The organism is Kitasatospora sp. MAP5-34, from assembly GCF_029894335.1.
GTDB lineage: Bacteria > Actinomycetota > Actinomycetes > Streptomycetales > Streptomycetaceae > Kitasatospora.
In genome coordinates this window covers 1-11,545 of sequence record NZ_JARXZC010000074.1, presented here as the reverse complement: position 1 = coordinate 11,545, position 11,545 = coordinate 1, and the positions used below count along the sequence as shown (strand labels likewise).

At 70.1% G+C, this 11,545-nt stretch carries 10 protein-coding genes; 2 read left to right on the top strand and 8 right to left on the bottom strand.

Annotated features, from left to right (window positions below; genetic code table 11):
- The 6 genes from P3T29_RS31950 to P3T29_RS31925 form a co-directional block, all read right to left on the bottom strand.
- On the bottom strand, window positions 1–1,147 hold a 1,147-nt coding region (locus P3T29_RS31950), incomplete at its 3' end, for a site-specific integrase (protein WP_280720184.1).
- Between the two features lie 589 nt (window positions 1,148–1,736).
- A complete protein-coding gene (locus P3T29_RS31945; protein WP_280720183.1) occupies window positions 1,737–2,414 on the bottom strand; it encodes a site-specific integrase in 678 nt (225 codons plus the stop codon).
- 746 nt (window positions 2,415–3,160) lie between these two features.
- Window positions 3,161–3,811, bottom strand: coding sequence for a hypothetical protein (locus tag P3T29_RS31940; protein ID WP_280720182.1), 651 nt, complete (start codon window positions 3,809–3,811; stop codon window positions 3,161–3,163).
- A gap of 75 nt (window positions 3,812–3,886) precedes the next feature.
- The gene (locus P3T29_RS31935; protein ID WP_280720181.1) at window positions 3,887–4,435 is read right to left on the bottom strand and encodes a SecY-interacting protein Syd; all 549 of its coding nucleotides are present in this window, start codon (window positions 4,433–4,435) and stop codon (window positions 3,887–3,889) included.
- Between the two features lie 378 nt (window positions 4,436–4,813).
- Window positions 4,814–5,425: a hypothetical protein gene (locus P3T29_RS31930; protein WP_280720180.1), complete on the bottom strand. Its 612-nt coding sequence runs from the start codon at window positions 5,423–5,425 to the stop codon at window positions 4,814–4,816.
- 63 nt (window positions 5,426–5,488) lie between these two features.
- A complete protein-coding gene (locus P3T29_RS31925) occupies window positions 5,489–5,806 on the bottom strand; it encodes a hypothetical protein (RefSeq protein ID WP_280720179.1) in 318 nt (105 codons plus the stop codon).
- 429 nt (window positions 5,807–6,235) lie between these two features.
- Between P3T29_RS31925 and P3T29_RS31920 the strand changes: the two genes are divergently transcribed.
- The gene (locus P3T29_RS31920; protein ID WP_280720178.1) at window positions 6,236–6,724 is read left to right on the top strand and encodes a hypothetical protein; all 489 of its coding nucleotides are present in this window, start codon (window positions 6,236–6,238) and stop codon (window positions 6,722–6,724) included.
- 67 nt (window positions 6,725–6,791) lie between these two features.
- Here the strand turns inward: P3T29_RS31920 and P3T29_RS31915 are convergent, their stop codons facing one another.
- Both P3T29_RS31915 and P3T29_RS31910 read right to left on the bottom strand, forming a co-directional pair.
- Window positions 6,792–9,446, bottom strand: a complete 2,655-nt coding sequence (locus P3T29_RS31915; RefSeq protein WP_280720177.1) for a WD40 repeat domain-containing protein — start codon at window positions 9,444–9,446, stop codon at window positions 6,792–6,794.
- Between the two features lie 502 nt (window positions 9,447–9,948).
- Window positions 9,949–10,941, bottom strand: coding sequence for an RNA ligase family protein (locus P3T29_RS31910; RefSeq protein WP_280720176.1), 993 nt, complete (start codon window positions 10,939–10,941; stop codon window positions 9,949–9,951).
- A 178-nt stretch (window positions 10,942–11,119) separates the two neighbouring features.
- Here P3T29_RS31910 and P3T29_RS31905 point away from each other — a divergent pair, with 178 nt between their 5' ends.
- Entirely contained in the window at window positions 11,120–11,470 is a 351-nt protein-coding gene (locus P3T29_RS31905; RefSeq protein ID WP_280720175.1) for a tetratricopeptide repeat protein, read from the top strand.
- Window positions 11,471–11,545 lie beyond the last annotated feature (75 nt).

Below are 11,545 nucleotides of genomic sequence, written 5' to 3'. Positions count from 1 at the left end.
AGCAGGAGTTCAACCGCAACCACCAGGCCCGATACCGCGACGCGCTCATACCAGCGGCTTGATCGCCAGAGCCCTCATTAGATCTGCACCCTTCGGCGATCATGATGCTGGCCGCGGTGTGCCGCAGGTCGTGCAGGCCGATCCTGGGCAGTCCGAGTTCAGCGGTGCGTTTGCGGAGCTGGTCGAGGACCCACTGGGGCCGCAGGGGCGATCCGTCCGCGTGGGCGAAGACGAGACCCTCCAGCCGGCTCTCGGGGTGGGCGGCCATCTGGATCGCGGCCTGGCGGTGGAGGGCGGCCATGACCCTGGCGGAGAGGCTGATCCAGGCGCGGCTGGCCTCGGTCTTGGGCTGGTTGAAGTGGAGGTCGCCGTTGTCCACGGCCGAGCGCGTCCAGCGGACGAACAGCTTGCGGTCCATGAGGTGGACGTCCGACCAGTGCAGGGCCAAGACCTCACCGCGGCGCATGCCGGTACCGAGCAGGACCTCGAACAGGTCGCCCAGCTGGTCCACGTACTGCTCCGCGTTGTGCCGCAGGAACGCCGCAGCCTCCTTCGGCGTCCAGCACGTGCGCTCCTCCGCTCGGGGCTTGGGCGGCACGCAGTGCTCGGCCGGGTTGAACTTCAGCCGCCACGACCGCACCGCGTGGTCCAGCGCGTTGCGCAGCGTCGAGACGACCCGGTAGAGCGTGACCCGGCCCCGGCCGGCTTTGCGCTGCGCGGCCATCCAGTCCTCGATCTGCTTCGGCCGCAGGTCCAGCAGCCGGCAACGCCCGAACGCGGGGATCAGATCCCGCTCCACGTACGCCTTGTACCCGGCGTAGGTGTTCGCGGTGAGCTCCTCCTTTCGCGTGGCCAGCCACTCCCGAAGGTAGTCCGCCACGGTGGTACGACGCTCCTCGTACGCCCCGCTCAGCTCACCCTCCAGCACCGCCGCCAGCTCCTGCGCGGCCGCAGCCTCCGTCGCGAACCCGCCACGACGCCGGGTACGACGCCGACCGTCCTCCGGCGCCAGGTCGACGCAGTACGTCCACGACCCGTGCACCGCTTCCTCCAGCGGCCGCACACACCACGCACCCAACTGCTTCCCGTGCCCGTCCTTGCACCCGCACCGCCGGTACACCCTGCCCCGCTGCGCACGCTGTCCCATGTGCTTCTCCTTCTTGAACGCGGTGACCTGGTCCAAGGCTCGCCGCTCGGCCGGGCGTGGCGGCAGAGCGTGCGGGGCGGTGCGCGAGGCACGTCATAATCAGACGGCGAGGACCCGCTCAAGACGACACACCGCCTGGAAGATCACCAACCGTAGCCAGTGGGTAGTCGACCTTGATCCGCCCGGGCCCCCCGGGCTGGTCAGCGGTGACGTATGACGGGCCGCGGTGGCCTGCAGACGGGCTCTTCTGAAGGGTCGACAGATTGCCGTCACTCGCGGTGACCAAGGCCGGTCCGGGGCCCTGGGGACCATTTGGGGACCAGCTCGGGACCGCGCCTGGTGGGCGCTCATGAGCGCCCGTTGGGCGATAACGAGCGTCTCTGTACGAACTTGAGCCCGACTGGGCACCGAGCGGGTTCGAGCTCTGCCGACCGTGGATCTTCACAATGAGTCTCAACTTCCCTTGGGTTCAGTGCAGTTGAGCAAGGAAAAAGCCGAGGCATTGAGGCCTTGGCTGCCGACAATAGTTGAACCCCTTGACTGGGGGTCAAGGGGTCGCAGGTTCAAATCCTGTCATCCCGACCGGCGTTTACGCAGGTCGGAGGCCGTTTTCGCAGCGATGCGAAGGCGGCCTTTTTCGTGTTTCCGGGGGTGGTGGTCGCATTGTGGTCGCAGGGGCGCCGGACCTCTGGGGGAGGCCCGGCGTTGGTTGGTCAACCCGCAATGGGTGGCGGGGTTTGATGATTGTCATCCGGTTGTGGGATTGCGCGTTGTGGTCGGACTGTGGTCGCGGTCGGGGCACCGGTATTGGGAGGGCGCTGGCGCAGTCGGCTTCGGTGAGGGCGCGGTCGATGCTGATGACGGCGTTGCGGGCTGCCTGGGTGGTGAGGTGGCTGTAGATGTTGGCGGTGGTGGAGAGCGTTGAGTGGCGCAGCGTCTTGGAGACCACGGTGAGCGGGACGCCGGCGGTGATGGAGATGGTGGCGGCGAGGTGGCGCAGGTCGTGGACGGTGGTGCGGGGGATGCCGGCCTGCTTGCTGCGGTAGTGGAAGTGGTTGAGGACGTATTCGGGGTGGAGAGGCTGGCCGTTGGGCTTGTGGAAGACGAAGCCGCCGTGGGTTTCCGGTGCTGGTGAGGGTGTTCTGTCCTCGGCACGGTGTTGCAGTGCGGTGGCGACGCGTGGGGAGATGGCGACCCAGCCCTTGCTGCTGCGGGTCTTGGGGGGGGGGGGGGGTGAGGGCGAGGTGGTTATGATCTGGCGGACCAACTCCGGCGCGGCCTACACATCCCAGCAGCGCAGCTGTGCGTGCACGCGTCGGTAGCCGTAGGTACCGTCGGAGTCCTCGAATATCTTCGCAATAAGAACCTTGCCTGTCGCGCCACTCATAGTAGCCGGAGCGGGAGGTGCCGAGTTTGGCGCACATGAAGTCGATGAGGTAGGCGCACTCCGCTGTATCGAGTCTCATTTGATCAATGAACTCGAACTTCTCACTTATCGGTGATCCTTCGCGAAGTACGCTGCGGCTTTTCCCAGGAAGCTGTTTTCCATCTCCAGCTCGCGGTTTCGTCGCTCAAGCTCCTTCAGGCGCGCGCTCATTCGTTGTCAGCTCCGCGTCGGCCGAAGGCTCCTGTTGGCGGTGGTGCCTCTTTACCCAGCCGCGAAGGGTTTCTGAATTAAGGTCGAGCTCCCGAGCAGCCTCGGTGACGGTCTTGCTCGACCTGAGGGCGATTTGGACGGCTTCTTCGCGGAACTCAGGCGAGTACTTGCTGGGTGGTGCCACTGCTACCTCGTTTCCTTTGAACAGAGATTCTATTGGGTCTCTGTCCGGAAACCTCGAGGCGCCTCAGCCGGCATCGCCCCGGCCCTCATCCGTTATCGCTGACTCGCCACATGAGATGACTCCCAAGCGCGCGGAGGCCGAGGCGGCTCTGCGTTCCCGCCAGGCCGCTGCCCGGCACGACGGCGAGCGGTAACGGGCTGCCGGCTGTTGCTCTTTGCTCTCGGGCAGTGGATCACCCGCTGTGGCCGAGGTTGGGCCATGCGGCCCGCAGCAGGGCGGTCTCGGACGGGGAGAGCGGATGATGGCCGAGAGCGACATCGTCCTGATCGAAAGCCCACTCCCCGTAGAGCAGGAGTGCCATGCCGTGCTCGTCGTCGGTGCACACGGCCCAGCGTCCGATGTTGCTCTGAATCGACCAGTCGTAGTACCGCAGGCCGCCCGAAGCGGCCTGGCTGGACGTCACCCCGATTCCGCCGGGAGGGAGCAAGTCTTCCAATGACCCGGCGGTCGAGGGCGGGAATCTGTCGGCGGCCTCGACCAGCCTCGTGACCTCCTCCACCCGGACTCGCAGCCAGGCGTACCCGCTTCCCTGGGCGAGCACGGCAAGGGGCCTGCAGGCGGTCATCGCACAGTCCCGCATCAGCTCCGGACACTCGTCCAGCCCGTTCAGCGCCGCGAGAGCAGGCGCGAACAACGCCCAGAACGGGACTCGTCCGTCGGTGAGGAAGGGGCCGCGTATCCTGACCGCCCGCTCCTCGCCGGGCAGCGGCAGCAACTCCGCCCTCGCGAACGGCTCACGCCAGTCCAGCGGCAGGCCGGGAGGAGAGCCGTCCGCCCACTCCACACCGCTCGATGCCGCGGGCGGCACGCTCTCAGACGTCATCGCCGGTGCCGCCGAGCCGCTCGGTGGGGGAGGGCGCGAGGACACCCCACGACGTGCAGGGGATCGTTGCGCCGGTCATAGGTCCGCCAGGAACTGCGCCAGCGACGGCGCGACCTTCCGGCCACCCCGGTGACCGATCTCCTGGAGCAGGATGCTGCCGGTGGCATTGTCGAGCACGAAGAACAGGTCGCCATAGGCACTGGCGACCGGGAAGGTGATGTCGTCGCCGAACTTCCCTGCCTGGCGTGCCTGTTCGGCCAGACCATGCACCGTTCGCCGCAGCTCGTCCGCGTTCCACACGGTGCAGAGCGACACCGTCTCCCCGGAGTGCTCCAACCCGTCCACCGGACCACACCAGAAGCTGCCGTAGAGGGCCGGCACATCCGGATGCAGCGTCGCGCCGATCCTGGTGAGTGCGCGCTCGAGCTCGGTGAAGTCCGGGGCTTGCTCCATCGGGACGGGCTTCCACCGGATCACGCCCCCGGGGGTGGGCTCCCCCAGCTGGCACGGAGACTGCCAGCCGGGGTCGTATTCCACAACGTTCAAGCCAGCTTCGTCCAGGCCGGGCCAGAGGCCGTCGAAAAGCAGGGCACCGAGCCTGGTCCGCGCGTCGTCCTCGGTCAAGTGAACTCCTGTCAACGTGCAGTTCCTACGATGCCCGTGAACGCTACCCGGCAGGTGCGACAGCGAGTTCGTGGCCCAGCGGGGGCTGCTGAAGCGGAACATCAGACACCTCCGCCGCCGACCTGATCCAGGTCACCTGCTCTGCCTGATCGAACGCCAGGTCCGACGGGCCATGGGCCGGGCGCAGAACCTGGCCGGGCGCAGAACCTGGCCGGGCGCTGTCCAGACAACCGACGGGTGTGAGAAGCCGTTGTCGTACCGATCACGGGACTTGTTGATCGATCGGGAGTCCCTTTCGGGTCATCGGCGAACGGCTGGCGGGTCACCGGCGACAACGTGAGGCGCGTGGCCCGCGGGGGCTCGACGCGGGTGGAGGTGTCAGCGGTGGTACGTCAGCGCGGCGAGATACGGACCGATGCCGGCCAGCAGCCGGCCGTCCGGCGCCATCGCCAGGGCTCCCACCACCAGGGGGAAGACCAGATCCGGGCCGATCTGCTCCCGGGTGGCCAGGTCCCAGACCCGGACCAGGTTCGCCCCGCCGGCGATGGCGACCACGGTCCGGCCGTCGGCCGACCCGACCGCCATCTCCAGCACCCCGTCGTGGTGGACGGTCAGCGGCTCGCCCAGCTGCTTGCGGGCCGTCAGGTCCCAGACCCGGACGGTGTCGTCGTCGCTGCCGGTGACGGCGACGGGCCGGCCGTCCAACAGCGTCGTCGCCACGGTGTTCACCGCGCCGTCGTGACCGAGGAGGGGCTCGCAGACGTGTTCGCGGGCGGCCAGGTCCCAGAGCGCCACCATCGGCCCGTCGCCGCCAGTCACGGCGAGGGTACGGCCCTCCAGTACGACCGTCGCCACCGCCAACGCCTCTGCGTCGTAACGTCGGAGGGGCGCACCGAGCTGCCGGGGCACGGCCGGCTCCCACAGCTGCAGCGGCTCCCCGTCGCCGGCGGTCACGGCGACCGTGCGGCCGTCCAGCACCCCGATCGCCACTGCGTTGACGCAGCCGTGCAGGCTGACGAGGGGCTCGCCCAGCAGCTCACGAGTGGTCAGGTCTCAGACCCGCAGCAGCCCGTCGCCACCGCCCGCGAGAGCCAGGGAACGGCCGTCCACCACCGCCGCCGCCACCCCCCACACCAGGTTGGGGTCACCCGCGTACAGCTGGCTCACGAGCTCCCCGGTGGCGAGATCCCGCACCCGCACCAGCTCGTCGGCACCGGCCGCGAGGGCCAGGGAACGGCCGTCCACCACCGCCACTGCTATCGCCGTCACCCCGCAGGCCGGGACACCGGGGGGAGGCGGAGGACGGTGGTCGCCGCCCAAGGACCCGCTGTCCCACTCGACCCGCCACTGCCCGGTCGCTCTCTCCCCCACCTGCTGAACCCCCTCGCCGATCGACCTACCGAGAGCTCACCATCGCACACGAGTACGGGGCCGAAAGGGCATCTGGGGAGCGTAGTTGCGTGACGCATCGGCGCCGCCCGCGACCACCTGCCGCCCCAGGCGGCGCGAGCCCTGGTCGGAGAGGGCCGGGCACCGAGGAACCCGGTGCCGATCCCGAGGAAGAGCGGCCCCGCCTGCAGGGGGCTCAGAAGCCGTTCGAGGCGCCGGTGCTCGTGACCGCCTCCAGAAAGTCCATGGCGTCGTAGTAGGCGTCGGCGAGCAGAACCATCGACGTGTCCGGCCCGTCCAGGAGATGGCGTGCATAGCCGAGTTCACCGGTCGTGTCCGGTCCGAAGGCCGCGCCGAGGATCGCGCGGGTGCCGCACTCGACCAGCGCGATGCCCTGCGAGGCGTGTTTGTATGACGATCATGTTCAGTATCACCGTGTCATGGGCGCTCACCGTTGCCGACGTGGTTGCCACGTTCGTGGAATTGATCCCACCTGGCCTGCAGTTGGTAGTGCAGCCCCCTGGAGCCGACGCCCCGGACAACATCGGAAGCCTGTGGGCAAGTCTGAAACCCACCGAAGATCCGGCGTGGCCGCTCGATCTTGTGGTGTACGTGCACGAGTGTGATCTTGGGCCGTACCCTGACCTGCGCGTCGCGGAGCACGTCGGAGAACGACTCGGCGTGGACGTCTTGGGCGGCGTGTATCCGTCCCTGGCCGATGTCGACCCCCGGGATCCGTACTATGCGCTGGCCCTGATCGGCGGCCGGTGGTACTTGGCCAGTACTGCCGGTTCCCGACTCATGGGACCGTACACCGTGTGTGGCGCCGACGGGATCCGGACGGAGACGGGCGATGAACCTGTCAAGCTAATCCGACCGGTTGTGGTCGACACACGCTGAGCCGTGTACGTGATCCCAGGTCTTGCCTCCTTCTCGGCGACGGGTGATCCGTGCAGCCGTTGTCACGTCACGGCCCTGGTCGAGCGGCAACGCGGGCCGAGTCGTAGCCCGAGGCCGCCGCCCGACCCGATGCCTGACCGTCAACGGCGGACAGCACGGCGATCTCCGGGCCGAAGCAGAGCACCAGTGCGCCGTCCGGTGCGGCGAGGGCCGACTGGACGGGCGCGGGACAGCGCAGGGGTGGCACGAGTTCGGCGCCTGTGGCCAGGTCGCGCACCGATACCGTCTCGGTGCCGTTGGTGGTGATCAGGTGGGTGCTGGTGCCGAGTACGGCCGTCGCCAGCCCGCGTACGGGCCCGGCGGGGCAGGGCAGCGGCTCGGCGCACGGTCGGCCGTCGGGCAGGCTCCAGGTGCGGATCGTGCCGTCCCGGCCGGCCGTGACCGCGATGGGATGCCCGTTGAGCGTGGTGGTGATCACCGAGGTGACCCAGTCGGCGTGGCCGGTCAGGGGTTCGCCGAGCTGCCGCCCGGTGGCCAGGTCCCACAACCGCACCGTCTTGTCCCAGCTGCCGGTCACGGCCAGCGCGCGCCCGTCCACGGTGGCGGTGGCGAGCGCGGTGAGCCGGCCGGTGTGGCCGGTGAGGGGCCGGCCGAGGTGCTGACCGGTCGCCAGCTCCCACAGCTGCGCGGTGCCGTCCGAGCTGCCGGTCATCGCGACGGCTCGCCCGTCGACCCCGGCGGTGGCCAGGGCCAGGACCCGGCCGGCGGGTCCGGCAACAGGCTGGCCGAGCTCCTGGCCCGTACCCAGGTCCCACCTGCGGAGCGTGGCGTCCGGGGCCACGGTCACCGCGACGGTGCGCCCGTCCAGCTCCGCCGTCGCCAGCAGGCTGACCTCGGCGGCGATGCCCCCGCCGTACGGTATGCCGGTGGCCAGGTCCCAGGTGCGCAGCGTCTTGTCCGCACCGGCGGTGACGACGGCCGGCCGGCCCTGAACCGTGGTCATGGCAGCCGCCAGCACCACGTCCTTGTGACCACGGATCCCGGTGCGGCGCAGGACCCGGCGCTCCCCGAGCCCCCAGACCCGCACGGTGTGGTCCGCGCCGGCGGTGACGGCCACCGGATGCCCGTCCACGATCGCCGTGGCGACGTCCCACACGTGCCCGGTGTGCCCCTTGAGCGGGCCGTTGACCTGCCGCCCGCAGGCCACCTCCCAGAGCCGCACGCTCCGGTCCAGGCCGGCCGTCACCGCCCTCAGCTGCCCGTTCACCTCGGCCAGGGCGCCGGCCCGGATCCGGTCCTCGTGGCAGGGGAACGGCCGCTCGCCGACTTCCGCCCCGGTGGCGGCGTCCCACACCCGCACCGCGTGGTCGGCGTCGGTGGTCAGCTCGAGCGCACGCCCGTCGACGACGAAGGTGCCCAGGACACTCCCCGCAGCGCGTCCGGCGTCCACTGCCAAGGCCGGGGCGGGGTCGGCGAGTTGCCAGAACCAGTAGTCCTCGCCCGGGTCTTCGGCAGGCAGCTGCAGCGGTTGTCCGCGCAGCTCGTCGGTGGTCACCACCCACCCCTGCGCGCCGGGCCGGGAACCGGCCACCCGGTCCCACACCCGCAGCGACCCGCCGTACTCCCGCAACAGGGCGGCCGGCCGCCCGGCCACCGCCACGGACTGGGAGACGCGAACCGGCGCACCGGAGCGATGCCCGCAAGCGGCGGCCAGGTCACCGATGAGGGTCACCACGGTGTCGCCGCCGTGGGGGTGGTCGAAGGCGCAGGCGACCAGCCGTCCGTCGACCACCACCGCGACGGCCTGCGAATCGAACATCTGCTGAGCCGCGTCCACCGGCGCCGAGTCCAGCTCGTTGCCGACAAGGTCCCACGTCCGCACCGCGCCACCGAGTTCGACGCGCACCTCGGCCGGGTAGCCGTCCGGACCAGCCAGCAGCTGCGCCGGGACGGACAAGCCGAGCTCCGCACCGGTCGCGGCGTTCCACAACCGGAGGGTCCGGTCGTCCTCCAGCGTCAGCACCATGCTCCGGCCGGCCAACTCCGCCACGGCCACGACGCGGACGCACTCACCCGTCACGAACCCGGTCGCCAGGTCGAGGACCAGGAGCCGCTGCTCACCGGCGAGCTTCGAGCGCAGCAGCGCGACCTCGCTGCCGTCCAAGGTGGCCGTGGCGATCCGGTCGACCTCGGCGCTCAGCGCCGACCGGGCATCCGTGCGACAAGGCAGGGGCGGGCAGGCCTCCCGGCCGGCGGCAAGGTCCCAGACACGGACGGTGCCGTCCCGGCCGCCGGTCACAGCCAGCGCGCGACCGGCGACCACGGCGGTGGCGACAGCGGTCACCTGGCCCTGGTGACCGGTCAGCGTCCGCACCAGACGGGAATCCGCCTGCGAGCCGCTGACCCAGGCCGGCTCCCAGCCGAGCGGATCCGCTCCCGGAACCGCCACCGCCGCGAACTGCGCAGCGAGGTCCACCTGCTCCAGCCTGGCCGCGTCCAGCGCGAGGACGAACCGGCGTTCGGCGTCGGTCAGCTGCCGGTGCACGTCGAGCGAGGCTCGGTACACCATCGCCAACCGCTGCTCCTCCGGCTCCGACATATTCCACGGCAGGGCGAGCACCGAGCCCGGGTCCGCGCGGACGAGCCAGCCCGGGTCGGTCAAGCCGCCGGGCACCGCGTCGGGGGCAGCCGATGGGTCGTCATCCCACAGAGCGTCAGCCATGGCCGACACGGTAGTCGACCCCGCTGACACGGCCTTACTTACGACTCGGTCCGCTGATCACCCACCAGTCGACCCGCCAGGCCGGCACGCCCTGACCTCAGTCGCGGACCGAGTCGTAAACGCAACGGTGCCGGCCACCGCTTCTTGGAGAGATCACGATCGCGGTGGCCGCTCTCACGTCCACGACCGGCCTGCCCCCACCCGCTGACCAGCACGGACACGTCAGCGATCACGAACCGCAGCTGCCGTGTCAGAGCCTCCTCTTAATCTCGCGGGCATGGGACTTTCGATAACAGTGAGGTTGTTGAACGGCCTGGCCCGGTGTGGATGTGGGCGCCCATCGACCGGGTGCGCCCGTCTGTCGTACGGCGGCTCGTGCCTGCGGCGGTGCCGGGGCATGTCTCTTCATGCCCGCCAGTGCCGTTACTCGCGCCCGGCGGCGAGTCCCCTGACTGCACCAGCACCCCCAGCGCATGCACCCGCGGCGGGGGCGCTGCCCGTTCTACGGCCGCCGGGCGGCACGGTCGTCTGCGTCGTGCCTCGCCAGAGCCCGCGCCGCCGGCGCAAGGGCCTCGCGGCACGGCTCCGCGTAGTCGCCCAGGCCGCCCACGGCGGCCTGCAGGTCCGCCAGCGCATCAGCGATGATCTCCTCCGCCACGGCGTCCGACGGAACGCCGGGGCCGAGCTTGCTCACTGCGCCGGCCGCTCGTGCGGGGGTGAGCAGCGCGACCGCTTCCGCCAGCAGCCACGCGGGCACCCCGGCCGCACCGCCGGGCGGCGGCGCGTACGGACGGGAACCGTCGTACCGGGAGTCCTCCGCGAACCGGTCGATCTTCGCTTTGGCCTGCGGGCGCGCCTCTCCGTGCCACTCATCGGCGACCGCGACCACGATTCCCTCCGCGCGGTTGTCGGGAATCGGCGGCAAGCCCAGCAGTGCCGGAACCAGCGTGCTGCCGCCCGGGGCCATGGCCTGGACGCGGTGCAGCGGCCCGACGGCGAGCAACGGAACGCACAGCAGCCCGGCGCGCGCGGCGGCGTCGCGCATCGGCTCATCGCCGATCCAGACCCGACCTCCAGCAGCGTCCACCGCCGTGTCGAACATCAGCAACTCCAGGCGAGGCGAGTACCAGACGCCGGTCTGCACGGGCTCATAGCCGGGCAGCGCGGGCACGTCAGGGTGCGGGTAATGGCCACCGGTCAGCTCCCCGAACACGGTCACCTCGCCGTCGGGGCCGTAGCGCTCACGCAGCAGCGCGGCGTACCGCCGGACCCCGACACTGAGCTGTGGCCAGATCCGGGAGAGGCCGAAGAAGCCGTCCAACTCGGCGCTGCCCAATCGATGCTTGCGGTTGGCGGCCAGCACACTCCCGTCAGGCCGGCAGGTCACGGCAACGTGAGCGCCGTGCGCCTTCTCGGTGACTACCCAGGCCTTGGCGCGATAAGAAGCGAGGCCCTGACGCTCGGGGATCTTCGGGTACGGGCGGTACGGGTCCATCCCCGCATCGTGCCCGAACACGCGACAGCGCGGTATCGGATAACCGCTGACGCGCCGCCAGCCCCAGCCCGCGCGGGCCGGACCCAAGTCCCTTGTCGAGTTGCGGTCCTGCGCATCGAGCGATGTCCCAGCACCCCAGCAGGGGACCTGGCGGGGCCGAGTCCAGGAGCCGGCGAGAATGCGACGCTACGTCGAAGCTCTGCGGCTGTTGCCGGGCGACCACCGTGGATGGGCAGCCGCCACCTGGATCTACGTCGCGATCGGAGACGTGCATTTCCGACTCGGTGTTTACGACAGGGCGTTCAAGTGCTTCCACAACGCCGTTCAGTGCCCCGCCGGACTCGGCAATCCGTACATCCACCTTCGGCTGGGCCAGACCGCCTTCGAACTGGGCGACCACGACCGAGCCGCGGATGAGCTGATCAGGGCCTACATGGGCGACGGGCCCGACATCTTCGAAGAGGACGACCCCAAGTACCTCGCGTTCCTGGGGACCCGCACTGACCTGACCTCGATTCGTCAGCGGTGATCACTGACGGGTCGTGAGACTGGTTCGCCCGGTTTGTCCTCTCGGGTGAGAGGGTGGGCCTTCGCGTGTCGCTGC

Excerpts from the sequence above, each read along its gene's own strand:
- P3T29_RS31940 (WP_280720182.1), bottom strand. The coding sequence starts at position 3,811 with ATGACGTCTGAGAGCGTGCCGCCCGCGGCATCGAGCGGTGTGGAGTGG.
- P3T29_RS31905 (WP_280720175.1), top strand. The coding sequence starts at position 11,120 with ATGCGACGCTACGTCGAAGCTCTGCGGCTGTTGCCGGGCGACCACCGT.
- P3T29_RS31920 (WP_280720178.1), top strand. The coding sequence starts at position 6,236 with ATGACGATCATGTTCAGTATCACCGTGTCATGGGCGCTCACCGTTGCC.
- P3T29_RS31915 (WP_280720177.1), bottom strand. The coding sequence starts at position 9,446 with ATGGCTGACGCTCTGTGGGATGACGACCCATCGGCTGCCCCCGACGCG.
- P3T29_RS31910 (WP_280720176.1), bottom strand. The coding sequence starts at position 10,941 with ATGGACCCGTACCGCCCGTACCCGAAGATCCCCGAGCGTCAGGGCCTC.